This window comes from Streptomyces sp. NPDC047880, assembly GCF_040706515.1.
In the GTDB taxonomy this organism is placed as follows: Bacteria; Actinomycetota; Actinomycetes; order Streptomycetales; family Streptomycetaceae; genus Streptomyces.
In genome coordinates, this window is sequence record NZ_JBEZOK010000022.1 from 90,623 (window position 1) to 115,554 (window position 24,932).

The 24,932-nt window shown below is 72.4% G+C and carries 23 protein-coding genes; 14 read left to right on the forward strand and 9 right to left on the reverse strand.

Annotation, left to right across the window (positions count from 1 at the left end; genetic code table 11):
• The first annotated feature begins 25 nt into the window (after positions 1–25).
• Positions 26–742, forward strand: coding sequence for a TetR/AcrR family transcriptional regulator C-terminal domain-containing protein (locus tag AB0937_RS28260; RefSeq protein WP_366715372.1), 717 nt, complete (start codon positions 26–28; stop codon positions 740–742).
• A gap of 78 nt (positions 743–820) precedes the next feature.
• Here AB0937_RS28260 and AB0937_RS28265 read toward each other — a convergent pair whose 3' ends face one another.
• From AB0937_RS28265 to hmgA, 3 genes are all read right to left on the reverse strand, one after another.
• Positions 821–1,975, reverse strand: a complete 1,155-nt coding sequence (locus AB0937_RS28265) for a type ISP restriction/modification enzyme (RefSeq protein ID WP_366715374.1) — start codon at positions 1,973–1,975, stop codon at positions 821–823.
• 87 nt (positions 1,976–2,062) lie between these two features.
• Positions 2,063–2,809, reverse strand: a complete 747-nt coding sequence (locus AB0937_RS28270) for a GntR family transcriptional regulator (RefSeq protein ID WP_366715376.1) — start codon at positions 2,807–2,809, stop codon at positions 2,063–2,065.
• Between the two features lie 27 nt (positions 2,810–2,836).
• Positions 2,837–4,189 (reverse strand): homogentisate 1,2-dioxygenase, encoded by a 1,353-nt coding sequence (gene hmgA / locus AB0937_RS28275; RefSeq protein WP_366715378.1) that lies wholly within the window; start codon positions 4,187–4,189, stop codon positions 2,837–2,839.
• A gap of 168 nt (positions 4,190–4,357) precedes the next feature.
• Here hmgA and AB0937_RS28280 point away from each other — a divergent pair, with 168 nt between their 5' ends.
• The 9 genes from AB0937_RS28280 to AB0937_RS28320 all read left to right on the forward strand — a co-directional run bounded on the left by AB0937_RS28280 (position 4,358) and on the right by AB0937_RS28320 (position 17,057).
• Positions 4,358–4,954, forward strand: a complete 597-nt coding sequence (locus AB0937_RS28280; protein ID WP_366715380.1) for a hypothetical protein — start codon at positions 4,358–4,360, stop codon at positions 4,952–4,954.
• Complete coding sequence (locus tag AB0937_RS28285; protein WP_366715382.1) at positions 4,951–5,571, forward strand: TetR/AcrR family transcriptional regulator; 621 nt, start codon at positions 4,951–4,953, stop codon at positions 5,569–5,571. Before AB0937_RS28280 ends, AB0937_RS28285 begins: the two co-directional genes overlap by 4 nt.
• A 424-nt stretch (positions 5,572–5,995) precedes the next feature.
• A complete protein-coding gene (locus AB0937_RS28290) occupies positions 5,996–8,263 on the forward strand; it encodes a molybdopterin oxidoreductase family protein (protein WP_366715384.1) in 2,268 nt (755 codons plus the stop codon).
• Positions 8,264–8,362: 99 nt separating this feature from the next.
• Entirely contained in the window at positions 8,363–9,838 is a 1,476-nt protein-coding gene (locus AB0937_RS28295) for a citrate:proton symporter (protein WP_366715386.1), read from the forward strand.
• A gap of 23 nt (positions 9,839–9,861) precedes the next feature.
• Positions 9,862–11,130 carry an MFS transporter gene (locus AB0937_RS28300; RefSeq protein ID WP_366715388.1) on the forward strand — a complete coding sequence of 423 codons (1,269 nt, stop codon included), beginning with the start codon at positions 9,862–9,864 and terminating at the stop codon, positions 11,128–11,130.
• 342 nt (positions 11,131–11,472) lie between these two features.
• A complete protein-coding gene (locus AB0937_RS28305; RefSeq protein ID WP_366715390.1) occupies positions 11,473–12,807 on the forward strand; it encodes an ABC transporter ATP-binding protein in 1,335 nt (444 codons plus the stop codon).
• 122 nt (positions 12,808–12,929) lie between these two features.
• Positions 12,930–14,318, forward strand: a complete 1,389-nt coding sequence (locus AB0937_RS28310) for an aldehyde dehydrogenase family protein (RefSeq protein ID WP_366715392.1) — start codon at positions 12,930–12,932, stop codon at positions 14,316–14,318.
• Between the two features lie 49 nt (positions 14,319–14,367).
• Complete coding sequence (locus AB0937_RS28315) at positions 14,368–15,450, forward strand: Zn-dependent alcohol dehydrogenase (RefSeq protein ID WP_366715394.1); 1,083 nt, start codon at positions 14,368–14,370, stop codon at positions 15,448–15,450.
• A gap of 191 nt (positions 15,451–15,641) precedes the next feature.
• Entirely contained in the window at positions 15,642–17,057 is a 1,416-nt protein-coding gene (locus AB0937_RS28320; RefSeq protein ID WP_366715396.1) for an MFS transporter, read from the forward strand.
• On the opposite strand, the gene AB0937_RS28325 is transcribed toward AB0937_RS28320, so the two are convergent.
• The 3 genes from AB0937_RS28325 to AB0937_RS28335 form a co-directional block, all read right to left on the reverse strand.
• Entirely contained in the window at positions 17,046–18,011 is a 966-nt protein-coding gene (locus tag AB0937_RS28325; protein WP_366715478.1) for a DMT family transporter, read from the reverse strand. The genes AB0937_RS28320 and AB0937_RS28325 overlap by 12 nt on opposite strands.
• A gap of 232 nt (positions 18,012–18,243) precedes the next feature.
• Positions 18,244–18,954, reverse strand: a complete 711-nt coding sequence (locus AB0937_RS28330) for a winged helix-turn-helix domain-containing protein (protein ID WP_366715398.1) — start codon at positions 18,952–18,954, stop codon at positions 18,244–18,246.
• Between the two features lie 46 nt (positions 18,955–19,000).
• The gene (locus AB0937_RS28335; protein WP_184844357.1) at positions 19,001–19,651 is read right to left on the reverse strand and encodes a TetR/AcrR family transcriptional regulator; all 651 of its coding nucleotides are present in this window, start codon (positions 19,649–19,651) and stop codon (positions 19,001–19,003) included.
• Between the two features lie 74 nt (positions 19,652–19,725).
• On the opposite strand from AB0937_RS28335, the gene AB0937_RS28340 reads away from it, so the two are divergent.
• From AB0937_RS28340 to AB0937_RS28350, 3 genes are all read left to right on the forward strand, one after another.
• Positions 19,726–20,877, forward strand: coding sequence for an acyl-CoA dehydrogenase family protein (locus AB0937_RS28340; protein ID WP_366715399.1), 1,152 nt, complete (start codon positions 19,726–19,728; stop codon positions 20,875–20,877).
• A gap of 60 nt (positions 20,878–20,937) precedes the next feature.
• Positions 20,938–21,183: a YiaA/YiaB family inner membrane protein gene (locus AB0937_RS28345; protein WP_366715400.1), complete on the forward strand. Its 246-nt coding sequence runs from the start codon at positions 20,938–20,940 to the stop codon at positions 21,181–21,183.
• Positions 21,184–21,253: 70 nt separating this feature from the next.
• A complete protein-coding gene (locus AB0937_RS28350) occupies positions 21,254–21,889 on the forward strand; it encodes a TetR/AcrR family transcriptional regulator (RefSeq protein WP_366715402.1) in 636 nt (211 codons plus the stop codon).
• A gap of 17 nt (positions 21,890–21,906) precedes the next feature.
• On the opposite strand, the gene AB0937_RS28355 is transcribed toward AB0937_RS28350, so the two are convergent.
• Positions 21,907–22,368 carry a MaoC family dehydratase gene (locus AB0937_RS28355; RefSeq protein WP_366715404.1) on the reverse strand — a complete coding sequence of 154 codons (462 nt, stop codon included), beginning with the start codon at positions 22,366–22,368 and terminating at the stop codon, positions 21,907–21,909.
• A gap of 111 nt (positions 22,369–22,479) precedes the next feature.
• Between AB0937_RS28355 and soxR the strand changes: the two genes are divergently transcribed.
• A complete protein-coding gene (gene soxR, locus AB0937_RS28360; protein ID WP_366715406.1) occupies positions 22,480–22,953 on the forward strand; it encodes a redox-sensitive transcriptional activator SoxR in 474 nt (157 codons plus the stop codon).
• Positions 22,954–23,349: 396 nt separating this feature from the next.
• On the opposite strand, the gene AB0937_RS28365 is transcribed toward soxR, so the two are convergent.
• Both AB0937_RS28365 and AB0937_RS28370 read right to left on the reverse strand, forming a co-directional pair.
• A complete protein-coding gene (locus AB0937_RS28365; protein ID WP_366715480.1) occupies positions 23,350–24,066 on the reverse strand; it encodes a 3-keto-5-aminohexanoate cleavage protein in 717 nt (238 codons plus the stop codon).
• Positions 24,067–24,141: 75 nt separating this feature from the next.
• Entirely contained in the window at positions 24,142–24,744 is a 603-nt protein-coding gene (locus tag AB0937_RS28370) for a hypothetical protein (protein WP_366715408.1), read from the reverse strand.
• Between the last annotated feature and the right edge of the window lie 188 nt (positions 24,745–24,932).

Genomic DNA, 24,932 nt, shown 5'->3' on the forward strand with positions numbered 1-24,932 from the left:
AGGATGGTGGCCGAGGTGATGATCGATGGCGGGCCGAGCTGCCGTACCCGAAGTGATCTGGGCGCGCCCCGAGCGCACCGGCCGTGGGCCGAAACCGGCGTTCACCCGCGCCGACATCGCGGCGGCGGCCGTGCGGATCGCCGACGCGGACGGGCTGGACGGGGTCACCATGCGGCACGTCGCCGCGGAGCTGGGCTGCGGCACGATGTCGCTCTACAACTACGTCCCCCGCAAGGAGGATCTGTACGAGCTGATGATCGACGCCATCGGTGCCGAGCACGAGATGTTCGAGCCCACGGGCGACTGGCGCGCCGACATGCTGCGCAACGCCGAGGAGACGCGCGCCATCATGCACCGCCACACCTGGGCGCCGCGTCTGATGGCGGGGGTGTTCGGCTTCAGCCCCAACACCCTGCGCTACCTGGAGCACTGTCTGGCCTGTCTCGAACCGCTCGACGTGCCGGCCGGTACGAAGACGGAGCTGGTCGCGCTGCTCAACGGCGTCGTGACGACGTACACCGGGAACGACATCGCGACCGCCGAACGCGCCCGTTCCATGCCGTGGTCGGCCGAGGAGGAGAACGCGGTCCGCATGGCCTACCTGGGCGGCCAGATCGCCACCGGCGCCTATCCGCGGCTGGCCGCGGCGTTCACGGAGCAGAGCGGGCCGGTCGACCTGGAGGCGGTGTTCCGGCGGGCCCTCGAACGCGTCCTGGACGCCTTCGACCCGGAGCTGCGCTAGAGGCCCCGGAGTCGCTCCAGAGGCCCGGGAGTCGCTCCGGAGGACCCGGAGCTGCGGTGGAGGGAGGCCCTGCTGCGCCTAGAGCAGCGCCAGTTGACCCTCGGGGCCCTCCTCGGGCCCCTCCAGCACCGACGCCGGGCGGCGGGCCGCGCCCGGCACCGGCAGGACGCCCGCCTCGGACAGCTCCGTCACCGTGACCGGGTCGGGGACCTCCGGCTCCTCCGGTATGCGCAGCTCGGCCAGGAGCGCCAGGACGGTGATCAGCTCCAGCAGCTCCGACGTCCAGGCCTGCGGCCAGGTGGCGGGACGGATCGCCGCCAGCGTGCCCGGCTCGGGGACGGCGACGCGGGTGGCGAACCACTCCTGGAGGACGCGGACCCCTCCCACCTCGAAGTCCCAGGCCTCCGGCGGCACCGGGGAGATGCGGCCCTCGTCCAGGAGCAGGGCCTCCTCGTCCCGGTCGTAGTGCAGCGCCACCGGCCGGGAGGGCAGCGGGGCGCGGACGTAGGGGCGGCGGCCGCCGGGGAGCTTCGGGCGGTCGCCGTCGCGGCGCATCAGCCACAGCAGCCGGCGGCCCCGTCCGAGACCCCGCTCCCACGCGGCGGCGTCTCCGGTGAGCGGGACGGTGAGGTCAGGGCGGGCCGCGGCCGTGATCCAGGCCAGGACGTCCAGTGGCGCAGGGACGCCGCCCAGGCGGGCGCCGAGGTGTTCCAGCAGGCCCGGGGCCAGGTTCGGCTCGCGGCCGCCGGGGCGCCGGAACAGCGGGCGGATCCGGCCGGGGCGCAGCAGCGGCAGCAGCGAGGTGGCGAGCAGGGGCGGGTCGGCCCCGGGCGCCTCCGCGACGAAGACCTGCCGCTCGTCCGCCACCCGCCACAGCTCCGGGCGGGCCGCGTCGATCAGCCGCTGGTCGGGGATGAGCCACTGCTCGTCATACGGGGCGAGCAGGACGCGCACCGGCTCCGGGCAGGGCCCCGAGGCGCGCACCAGCTTCTCGGTGCCGCTGCCGGTCCGGCCGGGCAACCGGCCGACGGCCGTGTGCAGCGTGCGCGAGCGGGTCGGCTCGAACAGGGACTCGCGGTCGGGCCCCTCGGCCTTCACCAGGGCGTCCCAGCGGGCTTTCAGGGAGGCCGCGTCCGGCGCCGCCGGCCAGCCCCGGCCGAGCCGCGGCGGTGCGACGGACCACGGCATGAGGTCCGCCAGCAGCGGAGCGTCGTCGTGCGTCACGCCGGGCATCGTACGACGCGCCCGAGGGGCGCGGGGCCGGGCCCTGTACGGTTCCGCCGTGGGTGCTACCGCCCCCCGAGGGCCCGCGGCCCCTCTCTACGCCTCCAGCGTCACCGTGAAGGCGAACCGATCGCCCCGGTACTGGATGACGGCCACGTCCAGCGTCCGCCCCTCGCTGTCGTACGTCACGCCCGTGTAGTGCAGGATCGGGCTGAGCAGGGGGACTTGGAGCAGCTTCGCGGTCTCCGGGTCGGCCAGCCGCGCCTCCACCGTGTCCGTGATGCGGCTGATGTCCGCGCCCACCACGTCCCGCAGCACCTTGGTCATGGGCCACCGGACGAGGTCGTCCGGGTCGAGCCGCGCGGCCAGTTCGGGACGGACGTAGTTGCGGGCGTGGTTGGTCGGCTCACCGGTCTTCTCGTCGCTCCGCAGCCGGTGGTACGTCGAGACCACCCGCACGTCCGGAAAGTACTCGGCGAGTTCGCCGGGCACGGGTGCGCTGCCGTGCTCCAGCAGTTCGGTCGTCATGCCGGACTGCTGGGCCACGATCGCGTCCACCGAGCCGAGCAGACGCACCGGCGAACCCCGGCGCGCGTGCGGCTCGATGAACGTCCCCCGGCGGCGGTGACGCGTGATCAGCCCCTCGTCCTCCAGCTCCTTCAGCGCCTGCCGCATCGTCAGCACGCTCACGCCGTAGTGCCCGGCGAGCTGCTCCTCGGTGGGCAGCCGCAGCGGGTCCTGCGGCGAGCGGCCGAGGATGGAAGCCCGCAGCGACTGTGACACCTGGTACCAGAGCGGCAGCTTGCGGTTCAGGACGATCGAGTCCGGGGCGAAGGAGGTCACGGGGCCATCCGTACCGGTAGGAAATGATCAGTGCAAGGGGCGGAAGTGCCGCTCGAGGCCCTGCCAGACGTCGTCGTAGTGCTGCTGGAGGTGTTCCGCCCGGGCTGCGTGCGGGGTGAGGGTGAGCGGCCAGCGGGTCTCGAACATGAACGCCAGGCCGTCGTCGATCTTCTGAGGCTTCAGCTCGGCGGCGCTCGCCCGGTCGAAGGTCTCCCGGTCCGGGCCGTGCGCCGACATCATGTTGTGCAGCGAGCCGCCGCCCGGCACGAAGCCCTCCGCCTTCGCGTCGTACGCGCCCTCGATCAGGCCCATGTACTCGCTCATCACGTTCCGGTGGAAGTACGGCGGCCGGAACGTGTCCTCGCCCACCAGCCAGCGCGGCGCGAACACCACGAAGTCGACGCCGGCCAGGCCCGGCGTGTCCGACGGCGACGTCAGCACCGTGAAGATCGACGGGTCCGGGTGGTCGTAGGTGATGGTGCCGAGCACATTGAAGCGGCGCAGGTCATAGACGTACGGCACATGGTTGCCGTGCCAGGCGACCACGTCGAGGGGGGAGTGGTCGTAGGTGGCGGTCCACAGGTTGCCGCAGAACTTGTTCACCACCTCCACCGGCCCCTCCACGTCCTCGAACGCGGCGACGGGGGCGCGGAAGTCCCGGGCGTTGGCCAGCCCGTTGGCGCCGATCGGCCCCAGGTCGGGGAGCGTGAAAGGCGCGCCGTAGTTCTCGCACACATAGCCGCGGGCGGATTCATCGAGCAGTTCGACACGGAAGCGGACACCACGCGGAATCAGCGCCACATGTCCCGGCTCCACATGCAGCAGACCGAACTCCGTGCGCAGCAGCAGCCCGCCGCGCTCCGGGACGATCAGCAGCTCGCCGTCGGCGTCGCTGAACACCCTGCCCATGGAGGTGTCGGCCGCGTACAGGTGCACGGCGATGCCGGTGCGCTGGGTGGCGTCCCCGTTGCCGCCCAGGGTCCACAGGCCCGCCAGGAAGTCGGTCCCGGGCGCCGGGTCGGGCAGCGGGTTCCAGCGCAGGCGGTTGGGGTCGGGCACGGTCTGGGTGAAGGGGGCGGTGCGGATCGCGCCGTTGTCGGTGCGGGTGAACGCCGGGTGCGCGGCTGAGGGGCGGATGCGGTAGAGCCACGAGCGGCGGTTGTGTGCCCGCGGCTCGGTGAACGCCGTACCGCTCAGCTGCTCCGCGTACAGCCCGAGGGGCGCCCGCTGGGGTGAGTTGCGGCCCTCGGGCAGCGCGCCCGGGACAGCCTCCGAGCTGTGCTCGTTGCCGAAGCCGGAGAGGTAGGCCAGCCCTTCGGCGGTCTTCCGTGCTTCCCCGCGCTCGAACGTGCTCGCGCGGGTGGTACCCCCATCGCCCATGATCGCTGCTCCCTTGCGGCTGTGACAGGCTCATCCGATTCCTATGCGACACCGTAGGATTGCGATTTCCCCGACGCAAGAGGGGCACGCGCCCTCCTCTTCACGGATGACCGGAACCCGACTTGAGAATGATCCGCGGGGCCGGACGCGTGTTCTACGCTCCCAAACATGTCGTGGACACGGAGACCCTGCGCCGCGCTCGTGGCCGGTGTCCTGCTCGTGACCGGATCCGCGGGCTGCGGCTCCGACGACGCCCGGGGAGGCGGCGCGTCGCCCGCACCGGCCGGCAAGATCCTCCAGGACCGGGACCAGGACGGTCGGCCTTACCGCGAGGTGGAGCGCGAGGACGCCCCCGGCGTCGGGATCGAGGTGCAGCCCGACGCGGCCGGTGGCTGGGACGTCCACCTGACCCTGCGCAACTTCCGCTTCTCACCGGCCGGTGCGGCGGCCCGCCCGGTGGCCGGGCGCGGCCTCGCGCGCCTCTTCGTCGACGGCCGCCCCGTGGCCCGGCTCCGCACCCCCGCGCACCGGCTGGACACCCGCCTCGTGCCGCGCGGCACGCACCGCGTCACGGCCCGTCTCTACGCCGACGACGGCACCGTGTGGGCGGTGGACGGCACACCCGTGGAGAGCACGGCCGACATCACCGCGTCGGAGCCGGGCCCGGGGATGAGCCCCGATGCCGCCTCCCGGCGCAAGGCCCGGACGCAGGACGCGCAGACCGGGGGGCGAGGTTCACCGGAGCGCGTCCGAGGGGCATCATGAAGTCCGTGCCCCACGCGACATCGCTCCGCCGTGCGCCCGTGCAGCGGCGCAGTGCCGAACGCCTGACCAGGATCCTCGACGCCTGCGCCGACCTCCTCGACGAGGTCGGCTACGACGCCCTGAGCACGCGAGCCGTCGCCCAGCGGGCCTCGGTCCCCATCGGCTCGGTCTACCGGTTCTTCGGCAACAAGCGCCAGATGGCCGACGCCCTGGCCCAGCGCAACCTCGAGCGGTACTCCGAGCGCGTCACGCAGCGCCTGCGGGACGCCGGGGAGGACGGGGGCTGGCGTACGGCCATGGACGCCGTCCTGGACGAGTACCTGGACATGAAGCGCACCGCGCCCGGCTTCTCCCTCGTCGACTTCGGCAACCAGATCCCGGTCGGCGCCCGCCAGGCGGAACCCAACCACCGCGTCGCCGACCGCCTCACCGAACTCCTCGCCGGTCACCTCGGCCGTGAACCCGACGAGGACCTGCGCCGCGTCTTCCTCATAGCGGTCGAGACCGCGGACACCCTCGTGCACCTGGCGTTCCGCGTCGCCCCGGAGGGGGACCAGCGGATCATCGACGAGGCGCGGGAGATGCTGCGGGCCTATCTCGCCCGGGTGCTCGACTGACTTCGCCCTGGCCCTCGGCCGGCCGCGTTGGAGTGCTCGACCGCCCTCACCGGCATCCCCGACCGGCCTCATTGGCATGCTCGACCGCCCTCACCGGGGTGCACGACCGCCCTCACCGGCAATCCCGACCGGCCTCACCGGCATGCTCGACCGGCCTCACCGGCGTGCTCGGCCGGCCTCACCGGGGTGCACGACCGCCCTCACCGGCATCCCCGGCCGGCCTCACCGGCGTGCTCGACCGGCCTCACCGGCAATCCCGACCGACCTCACCGGCGTGCTCGGCCGCCCTCGGCGGGGTCCTCGACCGGCCTCCTGGGGGTGCTCAGCCGACCCCGATCCCGTCAGGGCCTCCCCGCCGTTCATACCGCTCGGTATGCTCGGGCGCGTCAGCGCGTCACCGTAGCCGCCGCCCCCGGGAGGACCCGTGCCCCGCACCGCCCTGCGTATCTGCCCCCTGTGCGAGGCCACGTGCGGCCTGACCCTCACCATCGAGGGCACGCGCGTCACCCACGCCCGCGGGGACCGCGACGACGTGTTCAGCCGGGGGTTCATCTGCCCCAAGGGCGCTTCCTTCGGCGCGGTCGACGCCGACCCCGACCGGCTGCGCACGCCGCTCGTGCGCCGCGACGGGGAGCTGCGCGAGGCCACCTGGGAGGAGGCCTTCGACGCGGTCGCGGCCGGTGTCCGGCCGCTCGTGGAGCGCCACGGCCCGAACACCGTCGGGGTCGTGCTCGGCAACCCGAACGTGCACACCATGGCCGGCGCCCTCTACCCGCCCGTCCTGCTCGCCGGGCTCGGCACCCGCAGCATCTTCACCGCCTCCACGGTCGACCAGATGCCCAAGCACGTCTCCAGCGGCCTGCTCTTCGGCGACGCGAACGCCATCCCGGTGCCCGACCTCGACCACACCGACCACCTGCTCCTGATCGGCGCCAACCCGCTGGAGTCCAACGGCAGTCTGTGCACCGCCCCCGACTTCCCCGGCAAGCTGAAGGCGCTCAAGGCCCGCGGCGGCACCCTCGTCGTGATCGACCCGCGGCGCACCCGCACCGCCAAGCTCGCCGACCGGCACATCGCCGTCCGGCCCGGAACCGACGCCCTGCTGCTGGCGGCGATGGCACGGGTGCTCTACGACGAGGGCCTCGTCGAGCCGACACCGCACGTGCGGGGTGTGGAGGAACTGGCCGCGGAACTGGAGGAGTTCACCCCCGAAGCCGTCGCCGAGGCCTGTGACGTCGACGCCGGCGACATCCGCACCCTCGCCCGCGAACTCGCCGCCGCCCCCACCGCCGCCGTCTACGGCCGTATCGGCAGCTGCACCGTCCCGCACGGCACCCTCGCCAGCTGGCTCGTCGACGTCCTGAACATCCTCACCGGCAACCTCGACCGGCCCGGCGGTGCCCTCTTCCCGCAGGCCGCCACCGACAAGACGCCACGGCCCGCGGGCCCCGGCCGCGGCTTCGCCCTCGGGCGCTGGCACTCCCGGGTGAGCGGACACCCCGAAGCCAAGGGCGAACTGCCGCTCTCGGCCCTCGCGGAGGAGATCGACACCGCCACCGAGGAGGGCGAGCCGGTGCGGGCGCTGATCGCCGTGGCCACCAACCCCGTGCTGTCCGCGCCCGACGGCGAACGGCTCGACAAGGCCCTCGACTCGCTCGACTTCATGGTCAGTGTCGACCCCTACCTCAACGAGACCTCCCGCCACGCCGACGTCGTCCTGCCCCCGCCCCCGCCCTCCCAGAGCCCCCACCACGACTTCGCCTTCAACACGCTCGCCGTACGCAACCAGGTCCGCTACACCCGTCCGGCGGTCCCCCTGGAGCCCGGCCGCATGGCCGAGACGGAGATCCTCGCCCGGCTGACCCTGGCCGTGACCGGTATGCACGGAGCCGATCCCGCCGCGGTCGACCACATGGTCATCGACCAGACCCTCGGCAAGGCGGTCGAGGAACCGCACTCACCCGTCCACGGCGGCGATCCGCGCGAGCTCGCCGGCCGGCTCACCGGCGACACCGGCCCCGAGCGCCGGCTCGACATGATGCTGCGCCTCGGCCCCTACGGCGACGGCTTCGGCGTACGACCGGACGGGCTCAGCCTGGAGAAGCTGCTCGCGCACCCGCACGGCATCGACCTCGGCCCGCTGCGGCCCCGCCTGCCGCAACCCCTGAAGACCCGCAGCGGCGAGGTGGAGCTGCTGCCCGGCCCGATCGCGGACGACCTGCCCCGCCTGCGCGCCGCCCTCGCCGAACGCCCGGAAGGACTCGTCCTGGTCGGCCGCCGCCATCTGCGCTCCAACAACAGCTGGATGCACAACGTGCCCGCCCTCACCGGCGGCTCCAACCGCTGCACCCTGCACATCCACCCCGAGGACGCCGAGCGCCTGGGTGTCGAGGACGGGACCGCCGTGCGCGTGAAGGGCGCCGGGGGAGAGGTCGTCGCACCTGCCGAGGTCACGGACGCGATCCGCCGGGGCGTGGTGAGCCTGCCGCACGGCTGGGGCCACAACCGCTCCGGCACCCGTCTCCGGCACGCCTCCACGGACCCAGGCGTCAACGTCAACCAGCTCCTCGACGGCCGTCTCCTCGACCCGCTGTCGGGCAACGCGGTCCTCAACGGAGTACCCGTCGAGGTCGCCCCCGCGAGCTCCGCCGCACCCGCCGCCATGACCGAAAAGCTCACCGCTCTGACCTGAGCAAAGCTGTGACCAGCAGTTTTGCGCTTATTGCTCGCAGGTCAACGTCTTGTTAACGCTGCTTGACGGGACCTAACGTCTCGGGAACCGCCGGCCCTGGTGGGATGTTCAAGGGCGAACGTTAGGTATCCACTCATGCTGACCATCCTCGGCTTCGCCATGATCGCGACCTTCCTGGTCCTGATCATGATGAAGAAGATGTCGCCGATCGCGGCGCTCGTGCTGATTCCCGCGCTCTTCTGCGTGTTCGTCGGTAAGGGCGCCAAGCTCGGCGACTACGTCCTCGACGGCGTGACCGACCTCGCCCCCACCGCGGCGATGCTCATGTTCGCGATCGTCTACTTCGGCGTGATGATCGACGTCGGTCTCTTCGACCCGATCGTCCGCGGCATCCTCAAATTCTGTAAGGCCGACCCGATGCGGATCGTCGTCGGCACCGCCGTGCTCGCCGCGATCGTGTCGCTGGACGGCGACGGCTCGACCACGTTCATGATCACCGTCTCGGCGATGTACCCGCTGTACAAGCGCCTGAAGATGAGCCTGGTCGTGATGACCGGTGTGGCCGCCATGGCCAACGGCGTGATGAACACCCTCCCCTGGGGTGGTCCGACCGCCCGCGCCGCGACCGCGCTGAAGCTCGACGCCAGCGACATCTTCGTCCCGATGATCCCGGCGCTCCTGGTCGGCCTGCTCTTCGTCTTCGTCCTGTCCTACGTGCTCGGTGTGCGCGAGCGCCGCCGGCTGGGCGTGCTGACCCTGGACGAGGTGCTGGAGGAGGAGCAGGAGACCGAGACGGTCCTCGTCGGCTCCGGTGCCTCCGGTGACAGCAAGGTCTCCATGTACAAGGGCGGCACGGCCGCCGCGGGCTCCGGCACGGACGCCCCCGCGGGTGCCCCGGGCGGCGCCGCCTCCGCCGCCTCCGGCGACGACGGCTTCCAGGGCCTCGACCCGAACCGTCCCACCCTGCGTCCCAAGCTGTACTGGTTCAACGCGCTGCTCACGGTCGGCCTGCTCACCGCCATGATCATGGAATGGCTGCCGATCCCGGTGCTGTTCCTCATCGGCGCCGCGCTCGTCCTCTCCGTCAACTTCCCTCACATCCCCGACCAGAAGGCCCGCCTGGCCGCCCACGCCGACAACGTCCTGAACGTCTCCGGCATGGTCTTCGCCGCCGCCGTCTTCACCGGCGTCCTCCAGGGCACCGGCATGGTCGACCACATGGCCAAGTGGATGGTGGACGTCATCCCCGGCAGCATGGGCCCGCACATGGCCCTCGTCACCGGCATCCTGAGCCTGCCGCTCACCTACTTCATGTCCAACGACGGCTTCTACTTCGGTGTCCTGCCCGTCCTCGCCGAGGCGGGTGCCGCGCACGGCGTCACCCCGCTGGAGATGGCCCGCGCCTCACTGGTCGGCCAGCCGCTGCACATGTCCAGCCCGCTCGTCCCGGCCGTCTACGTCCTGGTCGGCATGGCCAAGGTGGAGTTCGGCGACCACACCAGGTTCGTCGTGAAGTGGGCCGCCCTCACCTGCCTGGTCATCCTCGGCGCGGGCATGCTGTTCGGGATCATCTGAGCCACTTCATGGAGGACGTCATCGTGAGGCCCGGTGGGAACCGCGGCTGGCTGCTCCGCCTCGTCATCGCCTTCTCCTTCGCGCAGGGGGCGGTGTCGATGGCCCGGCCCGCCGTCTCCTACCGGGCCCTCGCGCTGGGCGCGGACGAGCGCGCCGTCGGTGTGATCGCCGGTGTCTACGCGCTGCTGCCGCTGTTCGCCGCCGTGCCCCTGGGCCGGCGCACCGACCACGGCCGCTGCGCGCCGCTGCTGCCGGTCGGCGTGGTGCTCATATCCGGCGGCTGCGCCCTCAGCGGCCTGGCCGGCTCCCTGTGGACGATGGCCCTGTGGAGCGGGGTGATGGGCCTCGGGCACCTGTGCTTCGTCATCGGCTCCCAGTCCCTCGTCGCCCGCCAGTCCGCGCCGCACGAACAGGACCGCAACTTCGGCCACTTCACCATCGGCGCAGCCCTCGGCCAGCTGGTCGGGCCGGTCGCCGCGGGTGCGCTGATCGGTGGCGAGGACATGGCCGGCAGCAGCGCGCTCGCCCTGGTCGTGGCGGGCGCGACCGCGGCCGTCGCGTTCACCTCGCTGTGGCGCATCGAGGATCGCCGCACGCCGTCGGCGTCCGGGGCGGGCAAGGGGGCCCGGGTCCCCGTCCGCGGCATCCTGCGCACCCGCGGGGTACCGGCGGGCATCCTCATCAGCCTGGCCGTGCTGTCCGCGACCGACATCCTGACCGCCTACCTGCCGGTGGTCGGCGAGCACCGCGGCATCGCGCCGTCCGTGATCGGTGTCCTGCTCAGTCTGCGCGCGGCGGCCACGATCGCCTGCCGCCTGGTGCTGACGCCCCTGCTGCGGCTGCTCGGCCGGACCCTGCTGCTGACGCTCACCTGTCTGCTGGCGGCCCTGCTGTGCACGGGCATCGCCGTGCCGGTGCCGGTGTGGGCGCTCGGACTGCTGCTGGTCGCGCTGGGCTTCTGCCTGGGGGTCGGTCAGCCGCTGTCGATGACGACGGTCGTGCAGGCGGCGCCCGACGACGCCCGTTCCACCGCCCTGGCCCTGCGTCTGACCGGCAACCGGCTCGGGCAGGTCGCCGCGCCCGCCGCGGCCGGTCTGATCGCCGGGGTCGCGGGTGTGGCGGCGCCGTTCGTGATGCTGGGCGTGCTGTTGCTGCTGTCGTCCGGGGTCGCGGTCCGGACGCCGCGGGAGCCGGAGGAGCCGGACGGGCCGGAGGGCCCGGGTGGGGGGAGACGTACGGGGCGGAAGGGCCTTGCGCGTGGGGTGCCGCCGCGCCGGAAGAGCGACATCTGACGCGTCGCAGGACGGTGCTGCGCCCTCTTCGGCCGCTGAGGTGGGACCGCCCCGACCCGCGGCTGGTCACCTGCGGCGGCTACGACCGCAAGAGGGGCTGCTCCGGAACCCGGTCGTCCTCGCCCACCTCACCGGCATCCGCCGACCCGGACCGGTCCACGCCGACGGCCGAACCGGTCCGTCCGCCTTCTCACCAGATGGACCGGAGCCCCCGATCCTGTCCGGTGTCTTCCCCCGGCCGCACACATTCCGTTAATTTCCGTGACCCACAGCCCCGTACGACCCGCACGGGGCTTCCGACCGCGGAGCACCAGCGCCCTGATGACCCCTCGGGGGCCCCTCATGACACGCGCCATCTCCCTGCACGACGTGAGCAAGGCCTACACGCGGGGTGCCCGCGTGGTCGACCGGCTGTCGCTGGACATCACGCCCGGCGAGTTCCTCGTGCTGCTCGGCCCGTCCGGCTGCGGGAAGTCGACCGTGCTCAGAATGATCGCCGGGCTGGAGGAGATCGACGAAGGCCGGCTGCTGCTCGACGGAGAATACGCCAACGACCTGCCTCCCTCCGGCCGGGACATGGCGATGGTCTTCCAGAACTTCGCCCTCTACCCGAACATGACCGGCCGCGACAACATCGGCTTCCCGCTGCGCATCGAGTCCCCGGGCGCTGACCCCCGACCCCGCGTCGACGCCACCGCCCGCATGCTCGGCATCGAGGACCTCCTCGACCGCCTGCCCGGCCAGCTGTCCGGCGGCGAACGCCAGCGGGTCGCCATGGGCCGGGCCATCGCCCGCCACCCCTCCGCCTTCCTGATGGACGAGCCGCTGTCCAACCTCGACGCCAAGCTCCGCACCCATCTGCGGGCCGAGATCTCCCGGCTCACCCAGGAACTGGGCGTCACGACGATCTACGTCACGCACGACCAGGCCGAGGCCATGTCGCTCGGTGACCGGGTCGCGGTGTTGCGCGGCGGCGTGCTGCAGCAGGTCGACACCCCCCGCGTGGTCTACGCGCTGCCCGGCAACGTCTTCGTCGCCGCGTTCATCGGCACCCCGCGCATCAACCTGCTGCGCGGCCTGGTGCGCGCCCCGCTGGACGGGGCGATGACCATCAGCCTGGGCAAGCAGTTCCTGCGCCTGCCCGAGCCGCTCTCCCTCGACCACCAGTTGCTGCGGGTCCAGCAGGGCCGCGAGGTCATCGTCGGCCTGCGCTCGGAGGCCGTCCGGATCGCCAAGCACAGCGCGGCCCGCCCCGGCGAGGTGCCGATCACCGGCCTCGTCGAGCACGTGGAGTTCCAGGGGCACGAGATCCTCGTCCACTTCAACACCGGATCCAGCCCGGCCGTCGTCCCCGAACTGGAGGCCCCGCGCCCCCGCCCCGGCCGCCCCGCCCGGCGGCGGCGCCGCGACGGCTCGGTCCTCACCCGGCTGCGGGAGCGGACCGGGGCCGGGCGAGCCGGACCCGTGATCGCCGTGGACCGTCCCGAGACCGCCGCCCCCGCGACCGCCGACGTGCGCCTGCCCGGCGATCTCATCGTCCGCACCACCCCGGACCTGGCCCTCCGTCACGGGATGCAGGTACCGCTCCTCGTGGACCTCGCCCACCTCTTCGTCTTCGACCAGCACGGCGACCGGATCTGTCCGCACCCGGACCGTCTTCCCGACCTGGGGGAGTGAGGAGCGGCACATCCGGCTGTGACCGTCCGCGTGCTCTGATGACCGGTGGTGTCTGGCGCCAGAAAACTATCGTCGCTAGTTTATGTGCCGGACGACGACGCCCCGCCCCCGGAGGAAGCGCGATGAAGGCACACCACGGCATGTACATCGACGGCGCCTGGCGCCCCGCCGCCGGCCCGGACGTGATCGAGGTCGTGAACCCGGTCGACGAGCAGGTCATCGGCACGGTCCCGGCGGGCACCGCCCAGGACGTCGACACTGCCGTACGGGCCGCTCGCGCCGCCCTGCCCGGCTGGGCCGCGACCCCGCCCGCCGAGCGCGCGGCGCGTCTGGCCGCTCTGCGGGACGTGCTCGTGGCCCGCGCGGACGAGATCGCCGAGACCGTGACGGCCGAACTCGGCTCGCCGCTGAAGTTCTCGCAGGCCGTCCACGCGGGTGTGCCGATCGCGGTGGCCGGCTCGTACGCCGAACTGGCGGCGACGTACGCCTTCGAGGAGAAGACCGGCAACTCGGTCGTGCACCAGGAGCCGGTCGGAGTCGTGGCCGCGATCACGCCCTGGAACTATCCCCTGCACCAGATCGTCGCGAAGGTCGCCGCGGCCCTCGCGGCGGGCTGCACGATCGTGGTGAAGCCCGCCGAGGACACCCCGCTGGTCGCCCGCCTGTTCGCCGACGCCGTGCACGAGGCGGGCATCCCGGCCGGTGTCTTCAACCTGGTCACCGGCCTCGGCCCGGTCGCCGGCCAGGCCCTCGCCGAGCACCCCGGTGTCGACCTCGTCTCCTTCACCGGCTCCACCGCCGTCGGCCGGCAGATCGCCGCGATCGCCGCCGGGCAGATCAAGAAGGTCGCGCTGGAGCTGGGCGGCAAGTCCGCCAACGTCATCCTCCCGAGCGCCGACCTGGCCAAGGCCGTCAACGTCGGGGTCGCCAACGTCATGTCCAACTCCGGCCAGACGTGCAGCGCCTGGACGCGGATGCTGGTCCACCGCGAACAGTACGACGAGGCCGTCGAGCTCGCCGCCGCGGCCGCCGCCAAGTACGGCGACCGCATCGGCCCGGTCGTCAACGCCAAGCAGCAGGCCCGGGTGCGCGGCTACATCGAGAAGGGCATGGCGGAAGGCGCCCGGCTGGTCGCCGGCGGCCCCGAAGCCCCGCGCGAGAACGGCTACTTCGTCAGCCCGACCGTCTTCGCCGATGTCACCGAGAACATGACCATCGCGCAGGAGGAGATCTTCGGCCCCGTCCTGTCGATCCTCGCCTACGAGGACGAGGAGGACGCCCTGCGCATCGCCAACGGCACCGTCTACGGCCTGGCCGGTGCCGTCTGGGCCGGGGACGATGCCGAGGCGGTGGCCTTCGCGCGCCGCATGGAGACCGGCCAGGTCGACATCAACGGCGGCCGCTTCAACCCCCTCGCGCCCTTCGGCGGCTACAAGCACTCCGGCGTCGGCCGCGAACTCGGCGTGCACGGCCTGGCCGAGTACCTCCAGACCAAGTCCCTCCAGTTCTAGCCAGTTCCAGCCAGTTCCAGCCTGTTCTAGCCAGGGAGTTCCCACCGTCATGGCTGTCCGCGCCGCCGTCCTGCCCGCCGTCGGCTCCCCGCTGGAGATCACCGGCATTGAGCTGCCCGACCCCGGACCCGGCCAGGTCCGCGTCCGGCTCGCCGCCGCCGGGGTCTGCCACTCCGACCTGTCCCTGTCCGACGGCACCATGCGCGTGCCCGTCCCCGCCGTCCTCGGCCACGAGGGCGCCGGCACCGTCGTCGCCGTCGGTGAGGGCGTCACCCATGTCGCACCCGGTGACGGGGTCGTCCTCAACTGGGCCCCGTCCTGCGGTGCATGCCACGCCTGCTCGCTCGGCGAGGTGTGGCTGTGCGCCAAGGCACTCAGCGGCACCGGCGACGTCTACGCCCGAACCGCCGGGGGCACCGACCTCCACCCCGGCCTGAACGTCGCCGCGTTCGCCGAGGAGACGGTCGTCTCCGCGGCCTGCGTGCTGCCGGTCCCCGACGGCGTCCCGCTCACCGACGCCGCCCTCCTCGGCTGCGCCGTCCTCACCGGTTACGGCGCCGTCCACCACTCGGCCCGGGTCCGGCAGGGCGAGACGGTCGCGGTGTTCGGCGTCGGGGGAGTGGGCCTGTCCGCCCTCCAGGCGGCCCGGATCGCGGGCGCCTCGCAGATCGTCGCGGTGGACGTGTCCCCGGAGAAGGAGGAACTGGCCAGGGCGGCCGGTGCCACCGACTACGTCGTCGCCTCCGGCACCACCGCCCGCGACATCCGCGGCCTCACCGGCAAGCAGGGCGTGGACGTGGCCGTGGAGTGCGCCGGCCGCGCGGTCAGCATCCGGGCGGCCTGGGACTCCACCCGCCGCGGCGGCCGCACCACCGTCGTCGGCATCGGCGGCAAGGACCAGCAGGTCACCTTCAACGCCCTGGAGATCTTCCACTGGGGCCGCACCCTCTCCGGCTGCGTCTACGGCAACTCCGACCCGGCGGTGGACCTCCCGGTCCTGGCCGGCCACATCCGGGCGGGCCGCCTCGACCTGGGCGCGCTGGTGACGGAACGCATCTCCCTGGACGGCATTCCGGCGGCCTTCGAGAACATGCTGGCGGGCAAGGGCGGCCGGGCCCTGGTCGTCTTCTAGCCCTGAGCCCCCGGCGCCCCGGCCTCCCCGCGAGGCCGGGGCCCGTGGCATGCCCGGACCCGCGGTCGATGCCACGTACAGGTAAAAGTCCTGGTGCACGACCCGTTGACGGGCATACCGTCCGGTCAGTACGTTCCCGGAACCCGAGCCACCCCCCGTTCCGTCCCCGCACCCCCCGGAGCGTGCACCGCATGGACACGGCACCTTCCGCTCAGCCCGTCACAATCTCACCCGCCGTCGGCAACCGCCGCCGGGTGGCCACCGCGGCGGCGCTCGCCTCGGCCGTCGAGTGGTACGACTACTTCGTCTTCGGCATCGCGGCCGCCCTCGTACTCGGCGACCTCTACTTCCCCTCCGGCAGCGCCACGGCCGGCGTCCTCGCCTCGTTCGCGACCTTCGCCGTCGGCTTCCTCGCCCGGCCCATCGGCGGCATCGTCGCCGGCCACCTCGGTGACAAGCGCGGCCGCAAGCCCATGCTGGTCCTCGCGCTCACCCTGATGGGCGTGTCGACCACCGCCATCGGCCTGCTGCCGACGTACGACACGATCGGCGTGGCCGCCCCGATCCTCCTCGTCCTGCTCCGGGTCGCGCAGGGCGTCGCCGTCGGCGCCCAGTGGGGCGGCGCGATGCTCCTGGCCACCGAGTACGCCCCGGAGGGCAAGCGCGGTGTCTACGGCAGCGTCGTACAACTCGGCGTCCCCATCGGCGTGGTCACCGCCAACACCGTCTTCCTGCTGGCCGGCGCTCTCACCACCGACTCGGCGTTCGCCGCCTGGGGCTGGCGCGTGCCGTTCCTGGTCGGTCTGCTGGTGCTCGGCCTCGCCTGGTACATCCACACCCGCGTCGAGGAGACCCCGGCGTTCCGGGAAGCCGAACGGGCCCTCGCCGAGAAGGAGAAGACCGAGCAGAGCTCGCCACTGCGCACCATCCTGCGCGGCCACCTGGGCACGGTGTTCCTGGCCGGCGGCTCCTTCGCCGTGAACACCGCCACCTTCTACATCCTCATCACCGGCGTCCTCGACTACACGACCCGGGAACTGGACATGAAGAAGGGCTCGGTGCTCCTGGTCTCGCTCTGTGTCAGCCTCACCCAGCTCGTGCTGATCCCGGCCGCCGCAGCCCTCTCCGACCGGGTGGGCCGCATCCGGATCTACGCCTTCGGGGCGGCCGGCATCGCCCTGTGGGCCGTACCGCTCTTCCTGCTGATCGACACCGGCTCGCTGCTGTGGCTCGCGGTCGGCACGTTCGTCGCAAGCTGCTTCCTGAGCATCATGTACGGGCCCCAGGCCGCCCTGTTCGCCGAGCTGTTCACGCCCGAGATGCGCTACACCGGCGCCTCCCTCGGCTACCAGATCGCGGCCGTCGCGGGCGGCGGGCTCGCGCCCTTCATGATGGTGCTGCTGCTGGAGGCCACCGGCACGTCCATGGCCGTGTCCGGCTACATCGTCGTGCTCTCGGTGATCGCCCTGGTGTCGATCAAGATCCTCGCGGACCGGGCGCGCGGCGCCGAAGCGCCGGACGCGCCGCAGGCGAAGGCCGAACCGGAGACGAAGGCCGAACCGGAGCCGAAGGCCGAATCCGAGACGAAGGCCGAGTCAGCGGGCTGAGTCCCCGGTCTCCTCGGGCAGTGGCTCCGGAACCGCTCCCGGAGCCACCGCCCGGGCCGCCGCCCGCGACCGCGACCGGGACACCGCCACGCCCGCCAGGCACAGCACACCGCCCACCAGGGTGAGCAGCCCCGGCACCTCGCCGAGGAACAGCCAGGACATCAGCACGACCAGTGCGGGCGCCGCGTACGTCGTCGCGCCCATCCGGCTCGCGGTCGTCCGGGACAGGGCGTACGCCCACGTCGTGAAGGCGAGGGCGGTCGGGAAGACGCCCAGGTAGACCATGTTGAGCGTCGCCGGGACGGGCGCCGCGGCGGCCTGCTGCACAAGCTGCCCGGCGAACGGCAGGCACAGCACCGCGCCGACCAGGCACCCGAACGTCGTCACCTGCAAGGGGCTCGCCGAGCCCAGCGCGGGCTTTTGCGCCACGACACCCGCGGCGTACGCGACCGCCGCCAGCAGGCACAGCACCACCCCGAGCACCGACGAACCGCCCTCGCCCGACATCGAAAGACCCACCGTCACGGCACCGGCGAACGACACGGCCATCCCCGCCAGCAGCCGCGGCGGCATCGGGTCGCCCAGCAGCCGGGCCCCGAGCAGCGCGATGAGGATCGGCCCGGTGTTCACGACCAGGGCGGCCGTCCCCGCGTCGACCTGCTGCTCGCCCCAGTTCAGGGCGACCATGTAGAAGCCGAACCACAGCACGCCGGATATCGCGATCCCGCGCCAGGCCGAGCGCGGTGGCAGCCCCTCCCGCCGCAGCAGACACATCACCCCCAGCGTCAGTGCCCCGGCCAGCAGCCGCCCGAGGGCCAGGGCGCCCGGCGCGTAGGCGTCACCGGCGCTGCGGATCGACACGAAGGCGGACGCCCACAGCACGACGGTGACCGCGGCCGCACCGGCGGCCGTCAGCTCCGCGCGGCGGCCGGGACGGGACGGGGAGTTCGACATCATGCTCCAGAGGCTAGGAGGAGAGGCTAGGAGGGGGAGGGGCCCGAAGGCTCGCGGATTTCGGACGGGACACCGCACGCAACCGGGAAGGCACCGTGTGCGGCTGGAGTTTGTGCCGTGCCGGGTCGGCCGGGGTGCCGTGCGCGGCTGGAGTTTGTGCCGTGCCGGGTCGGCCGGGGTGCCGTGTGCGGTTGGAGTTTGTGCCGTGCTGGAGGCGCCGTGCCGGGCGTGGCTACCGCAGCGCCGCCGACTCCACGCCCAGCAGGTCGAACAGGGCGCGTTCACCGGCCGCCGTCACCTTCACGGCGCGCTCCGAGCCGATGCGCACGCACCAGCCCGTGTCCAGGGCGTGCCGGCACAGAGCGGCGCCCGCCATGCCCGCCAGGTGGGGCCGGCGTTCGGTCCAGTCGAGGCAGGCCCGGGCCAGCGGACGCCGGCCCCGCCGCTCCAGGCCGATGCCCGCTGACGCGAACCAGGCCAGCCCCGCGTCGGTGAGCGCGAACCCCCTCTCCTGCTCCAGCAGCCCGCGTGCCGTCAGCGCGTCGGTGACCGCGATGCCCAGCCGCCCGGCGAGATGGTCGTAGCAGGTGCGGCCGCGGGCCATCGCCGAGCCGGCGCTCGACGCCCGCAGGGTGCGCGGCCGTTCCACCCGGTCCGGCGTGACCTGGGCGGCCAGGTCCTCCAGCAGTTGCGCGACCCGGGCGTCGGCCAGCCGGACGTACCGGTGCCGGCCCTGCCGCTCCTCGGTGAGCAGCCCGCCCGCGACGAGCCGGCTCAGATGCTCGCTCAGCGTCGACGCGGCGACCCCCGCGTGCCGCGCCAGCTCGCCGGCGGTCCAGGCCCGTCCGTCGAGCAGCGCCAGCAGGCACGCGGCCCGGGTCTCGTCCGCGAACAGCGCGGCGAGCCGGGCCAGGGCCGTCGCCTGCGGATCCCTCGTGGTCATGCCTCCAGCATCGGACACGGACGGTTCGGCCGGCGCCGAAGCGTCGCTAGGCCGTGCGCCGCACCTGCTCGTACTGCCGCGCCAGCCCGTCCAGCAGTGCCGTCAGTCCGGTCTCGAAGGCCCTCTCGTCGATCTTCTCCTGCTGTTCGGCGAGGCGGTGGGCCTGCTGGAGGTGCGGATAGTCGGCCGGGTCGTAGGCGCTCGCGTCGTCCACGAAGCCCCCGGCGAAGGAGCCGAGCGCGGAGCCCATCACGAAGTACCGCATCAGCGCGCCGATGGAGGTGGCCTGGGCCGGCGGCCAGCCGGCGGCGACCATCGCGCCGTAGACGGCGTCCGCGAGGCGCAGTCCGGCCGGGCGGCGGCCGGGGCCGCGGGCCAGCACCGGGACGATGTTCGGGTGGTCGCGCAGCGCGGCCCGGTAGGAGACGGCCCAGTCGTGCAGCGCGGTCCGCCAGTCCCGGCCGTCCTGGAACATCGACAGGTCCACCTGGCCGCTCACCGAGTCGGCGACCGCCTCCAGGATCTCGTCCTTGGTGCGGAAGTGGTTGTACAGCGAGGGCCCGCTGACTCCCAGTTCGGCGGCGAGCCGCCGCGTGGAGACGGCGGCCAGACCCTCCGCGTCGACGAGCGCGCGGGCCGTCTCGACGATCCGGTCGGTGCTGAGCAAGGGCTTGCGCGGTCGGGCCATGGCGCACATAGTAGGGCTGCACGGAGAAACTAGCAGTGCTAATTTAAACGTACAGCTTTTGGCTTTCAGTGGGGTGACCTGTGGTGAATCTGGAGCTCAGCGAAGAGCAGAGCGCGGTCCGTCAGCTCGCGCGGGACTTCGTGGAGCGCGAGATCACCCCGCACGTCGTCGCCTGGGACCGTGCCGAGGAGGTCGACCGGGGCATCGTCAAGAAGCTCGGCGAGGTCGGCTTCCTCGGCCTGACGATCGACGAGGAGTACGGCGGCTCCGGCGGCGACCACCTCGCATACTGCCTGGTCACGGAGGAACTGGGGCGGGGCGACTCGTCCGTGCGCGGCATCGTCTCCGTCTCCCTGGGGCTCGTCGCCAAGACGGTCGCCGCCTGGGGCAGCGAGGAGCAGAAGCGGCGCTGGCTGCCCGGTCTGACCTCCGGTGCGGCGGTCGGCTGCTTCGGCCTGACCGAGCCGGGCACCGGCTCCGACGCGGGCAACCTGGCGACCAGGGCGGCACGGGACGGCGACGACTACGTCCTCAACGGCACCAAGACGTTCATCACCAACGGCACCTGGGCCGATGTGGGCCTGCTCTTCGCCCGCTCCACGGACGCCCCCGGCCACAAGGGCGTCTCCGCCTTCCTCGTCCCCACCGACACGCCCGGCCTGACCCGCCGCACCATCCACGGCAAGCTCGGGCTGCGCGGCCAGGCCACCGCCGAACTCGTCCTGGAGGACGTGCGGGTACCGGCCTCCGCCCTGCTCGGTGAGGAGGGCAAGGGCTTCTCGATCGCCATGTCGGCCCTCGCCAAGGGCCGGATGTCGGTCGCCGCGGGCTGTGTCGGCATCGCGCAGGCCGCCCTCGACGCGGCCGTGCGGTACGCGGGGGAGCGGGAGCAGTTCGGCAGGACCATCGCTCACCACCAGCTCGTGCAGGAGCTGCTCAGCGACATCGCCCTGGACGTCGATGCCGCGCGGCTGCTGACCTGGCGGGTCGCCGACCTGATCGACCGGGGGCAGCCCTTCGCCGTGGAGTCGTCCAAGGCCAAGCTGTTCGCCTCCGAGGCCGCCGTCCGCGCCGCGAACAACGCGCTCCAGGTCTTCGGCGGCTACGGCTACATCGACGAGTACCCGGCGGGCAAACTGCTGCGGGACGCCCGGGTGATGACCCTCTACGAAGGCACGAGCCAGATCCAGAAGCTGGTCATCGGGCGGGCGCTGACGGGCGTGTCGGCTTTCTGAGTACCTGCCTGAGTACCTCGGCGGATGTGGCGCGGGCCACGTCCGCCGATGCTTTCCCCCATGAGTGACACACCGGGCAAGCAGCAGAACACGGCCGCCTTCTACGGACAGGCCGTCGCCTCCTTCGCCGTCGCCATGGCGGCCACCGCCATCGGCATCTACCAGCTGAGCGCCGACGCCTGGGTGCGGGCCTTCCTCGCCATCGCCGTCCTGTACCTGGTCACCTCCTCCTTCACCCTGTCCAAGGTGATCCGGGACCGGCAGGAGGGGACGGCCCCGGGGTACGCGCCCTTCGAGAAGCGCTGAGCGGGCGCACTAAGCGCCCGCTCACCTTCGGCGGTATGGTGTTGCTCCTGCCAGTGGAGAGGGGCGAGCGATGGGTACGGCGGAGGAGACGGCCGGCGGCGAGGCGCAGGCGTGGGGCGAGGTCACGCCCGATGCGGCGCGGCGGCTGCTGGTGGCCGCGGTGGAGGCCTTCGCCGAGCGTGGCTACCACGCCACGACGACCCGCGACATCGCGGGCCGCGCCGGGATGAGCCCGGCCGCGCTCTACATCCACTACAAGACCAAGGAAGAGCTGCTGCACCGCATCAGCAGGATCGGGCACGAGAAGGCCCTGGAGATCCTGCGGACGGCATCCCGGCGGGAGGGCACCCCCACCGAGCGGCTCGCCGACGCGGTCAGCTCCTTCGTGCGCTGGCACGCGGGCGGCCGTACCACCGCGCGGGTCGTGCAGTACGAACTCGACTCGCTCGGACCCGACGCCCGTGCCGAGATCCTGGCGCTGCGCCGGGAGGTGGACGGCGAGGTGCGCGGGATCATCGAGGAGGGCGTGGAGTCGGGCGAGTTCGACGTCATCGACGTGCACGGCACGACGCTGGCCGTGCTCTCCCTCTGCATCGACGTGGCACGGTGGTTCAGCGTCGGCGGGCCCCGGACGCCGGAGGAGGTCGGCGATCTGTACGCCGACCTCGTCCTGCGGATGGTCGGGGCCCGGAACCCGGCGGCCTGAAGCCGGGTGCCCCGGCCTCAGAAGTAGTAGCGCGCCACGGACTCGGCGACGCAGACCGGCTTGTCGCCGCCCTCGCGCTCGACGCTGAAGGCCACGGCCACCTGGACGCCGCCCGGCACCTCGTCGACGGCGCTGATGCTCGCCGTGGCGCGCAGCCGGGAGCCGACCGGGACGGGGGCGGGGAAACGCACCTTGTTCGTGCCGTAGTTGACGCCCATCTTCACGCCCTCGACGGCGATCAGCTGTGGTCCGAAGAGAGGCAGCAGGGACAGGGTCAGATAGCCGTGCGCGATGGTGGTGCCGAAGGGGCCGGCGGCGGCCTTCTCCGCGTCGACGTGGATCCACTGGTGGTCACCGGTGGCCTCCGCGAAGAGGTCGATCCGCTTCTGGTCGATGTCGAGCCAGTCGGTGTACCCGAGCTGTTCGCCCACCGCCGCCCTCAGGTCGTCGACGGACGTGAAGATCCTCGGCTCTGCCATGTTCTTCCAGGCCTCTCATGTCCAGGGAGTCTGCGTGCTCGTATGTCTAAGCGACTGCTTAGCATGGTCGGCCGCCGGGGCTGTGTCAACGGACTCGGTAGGGTTCACGGGGTGCCCCAGATTCCAGAGAAGATCCATGAGCTCTCGGTCGGCCAGCTCGCTGCGCGCAGCGGCGCCGCCGTCTCCGCCCTGCACTTCTACGAGTCCAAGGGTTTGATCAACAGTCGCCGGACCCCGGGCAACCAGCGCCGCTACGCCCGCGACACGCTCCGCCGGGTCGCGTTCATCAGGGCCGCGCAGCGGGTCGGTATCCCGCTGGCGACGATCCGCGAGGCGCTGACGCAGCTTCCGGAGGAGCGGACGCCGACCAGGGAGGACTGGGCGCACCTCTCGGAGACGTGGCGCACCGAACTGGAAGAACGCATCAGGCAGCTCAACCGCCTCCGGGACCATCTGACCGACTGCATCGGCTGCGGCTGCCTCTCCCTGGACACCTGCGTCCTGTCCAACCCGGACGACGCGTTCGGCGAACGGCGCGCGGGCTCCCGCCTGATGGTGGAACGGGACCGGCAGAGTCAGGGCTGAGCGGGGCCGCGCCCGGCCGCGGTGCATGCGCGCCTCGGCGGCGCCGACCGCTTTACACCCCGCCTCATCTCACCGGCCCGCAGCCACCTTTCCGCGTAGGGCCTCGCGGCGCCGACCGTCTTACGCCTGGCCGTGTTCCGCCCATCCCCGCAGCCGCCTCTCCGCGTAGGGCCTAGCGGCGCCGACCGTCTTGCGCCCGGCCGTGTCCATCAATCCCCGCAGCCACTTTTCCACGTAGGGTGTCGCAGCGCGGACCGCCTTACGCTCGGCCCTGTCTCACCGGCCCGCAGCCGCCCTCCGCGTAGGGTCTAGCGGCGCCGACCGCCCTACGCCCGGCCGTACTTCACCAATCCCCGCAGTCACCTTTCCGTTTAGGGCCTAGCGGCGCCGACCGCCTTACATCCGGCCGTACTCCACCAGTCCCGCGGCCACCAACTCCGCGTTGGACCCCGCCGGCGCCCCGTCGGGCCGTACCAGTACGTCCTCCAGGCCGACCCGGGTCGCCAACCCCAGCCGCCCTGCGAGCCGCAGCACCGGCCACGCGCTCCCGTCCTCCCCGTGCAGCAGCACGGGGCGGCCGTGCGCGGACCCCACGTCGGACAGCAGCTCATGTGCGGAAGCGACCGCGTCCGGCGGCTCCGTGTCCGTCACCTCCGCCAGGACCCTCAGCACCTTCGGCCCGAGCGGCGAGGCCGCGAACCGCTCAGCCCCGTCCGTGCCCGACCAGATGCCGGCCTCCACGCCCACCCCGAGCTCCATGAGCAGCGCGGCCGTCTCCTCCGCCCCCGGCTCGTGCCAGTTGACCGAGGCGTGGTCGGGCAGCACGGTCCAGCCGCGGATCCGCTCCAGCCGGGCCGCGGGGTCGGGCTCCGCCCACGCGCCCGTGGTCACACCGACCGGAACCGCAACCCGCTCCCGGACCGCCGTCAGCGTCTGTGCGAGCACCCTCGGCGACAACGTGTCCCGCCCGCAAGGCGTCTTGGGGTGGACGTGGATGTCCGTAGCCCCGGCGGCCACCGCCCCGGCGGCGGAGTCGGCCATCGCCTCCGGCGTCATCGGCACGGCCACGCCGTCAGCGGCCGTCCGTGAACCGTTCAGGCACACCTGCATCATGGTGTCGATGGTGCCAGTCACCACCGACAGTGGGGGTGCGGCATCCCCGGCGCACCCCCCGCGCACCCGCATCCGTCAAGCCGACACCAACAACCTCGCCCGCCTGGCGTAGGCCAGGGACTCGGGCGTGAGCACGGGGCGCGGCACCAGGATTCCGCAGTCCGTGCAGACCGGACCGGACGAGGGTTCGTGGTCCAGGTCGTACCTCCACATGAGCCGCTGCCCGTCGCACACCGGGCATTCCGAGCCCGGCTCGCGCTCCAGCGCGGCTATCAGCCGGCGCAGCACCTCGGCCAGCGGTTCACGGGGATGGACCGCCGGATCGTCGCACCACGCCACGCCGAAGCCGCCCCAGGTCAGCCGGTGCCAGTCGTCCACACTGCCCGGCCTGCGCAGCCCGTCGTGCTTCTCCTTCTTGCGGCGCTCGGCGAACTCGACCTCGTAGGCCAGCCAGACCGCCCGCGCCTCCTCCAGTTCGTCCAGTGCGGCCACGAGCCGCACCGGATCGGGGGAGCGGTCCTCGGGACCGAACCCCGCCCGGGAACACAGATGGTCCCAGGTCGCCCTGTGTCCGTAAGGCGCGAACCTCTCAAGGCACTTGCGCAGCGAATAACGCCGCAAGGCCAAGTCGCACCGCGGATCGCGGACCTGTCTCGCCAGACTCCGGAAACCCGCCATCGTCCTGCACCTCCGTCACACCTGCACCTGTAATCCGGTCACTTCGGCGTCGTCGTACGGACGTCGCCGAATAGACGTATCGACAAGCGAATCGGCTCCATCCGATTTCAAATGGCCTCCATAAGCGGCCCGAAGGGACTCGCGTGTCGACTGCCGTGGTCCCTGTGTCTGTTGTGCCGACTTCAAGA

Coding starts and splice junctions, on each gene's coding strand:
- AB0937_RS28260 (WP_366715372.1), top strand. CDS start 26: ATGGCGGGCCGAGCTGCCGTACCCGAAGTGATCTGGGCGCGCCCCGAG.
- AB0937_RS28265 (WP_366715374.1), bottom strand. CDS start 1,975: ATGCCCGGCGTGACGCACGACGACGCTCCGCTGCTGGCGGACCTCATG.
- hmgA (WP_366715378.1), bottom strand. CDS start 4,189: ATGGGCGATGGGGGTACCACCCGCGCGAGCACGTTCGAGCGCGGGGAA.
- AB0937_RS28280 (WP_366715380.1), top strand. CDS start 4,358: ATGTCGTGGACACGGAGACCCTGCGCCGCGCTCGTGGCCGGTGTCCTG.
- AB0937_RS28285 (WP_366715382.1), top strand. CDS start 4,951: ATGAAGTCCGTGCCCCACGCGACATCGCTCCGCCGTGCGCCCGTGCAG.
- AB0937_RS28305 (WP_366715390.1), top strand. CDS start 11,473: ATGACACGCGCCATCTCCCTGCACGACGTGAGCAAGGCCTACACGCGG.
- AB0937_RS28310 (WP_366715392.1), top strand. CDS start 12,930: ATGAAGGCACACCACGGCATGTACATCGACGGCGCCTGGCGCCCCGCC.
- AB0937_RS28315 (WP_366715394.1), top strand. CDS start 14,368: ATGGCTGTCCGCGCCGCCGTCCTGCCCGCCGTCGGCTCCCCGCTGGAG.
- AB0937_RS28320 (WP_366715396.1), top strand. CDS start 15,642: ATGGACACGGCACCTTCCGCTCAGCCCGTCACAATCTCACCCGCCGTC.
- AB0937_RS28325 (WP_366715478.1), bottom strand. CDS start 18,011: ATGTCGAACTCCCCGTCCCGTCCCGGCCGCCGCGCGGAGCTGACGGCC.
- AB0937_RS28330 (WP_366715398.1), bottom strand. CDS start 18,954: ATGACCACGAGGGATCCGCAGGCGACGGCCCTGGCCCGGCTCGCCGCG.
- AB0937_RS28335 (WP_184844357.1), bottom strand. CDS start 19,651: ATGTGCGCCATGGCCCGACCGCGCAAGCCCTTGCTCAGCACCGACCGG.
- AB0937_RS28345 (WP_366715400.1), top strand. CDS start 20,938: ATGAGTGACACACCGGGCAAGCAGCAGAACACGGCCGCCTTCTACGGA.
- AB0937_RS28350 (WP_366715402.1), top strand. CDS start 21,254: ATGGGTACGGCGGAGGAGACGGCCGGCGGCGAGGCGCAGGCGTGGGGC.
- AB0937_RS28355 (WP_366715404.1), bottom strand. CDS start 22,368: ATGGCAGAGCCGAGGATCTTCACGTCCGTCGACGACCTGAGGGCGGCG.
- AB0937_RS28365 (WP_366715480.1), bottom strand. CDS start 24,066: ATGATGCAGGTGTGCCTGAACGGTTCACGGACGGCCGCTGACGGCGTG.
- AB0937_RS28370 (WP_366715408.1), bottom strand. CDS start 24,744: ATGGCGGGTTTCCGGAGTCTGGCGAGACAGGTCCGCGATCCGCGGTGC.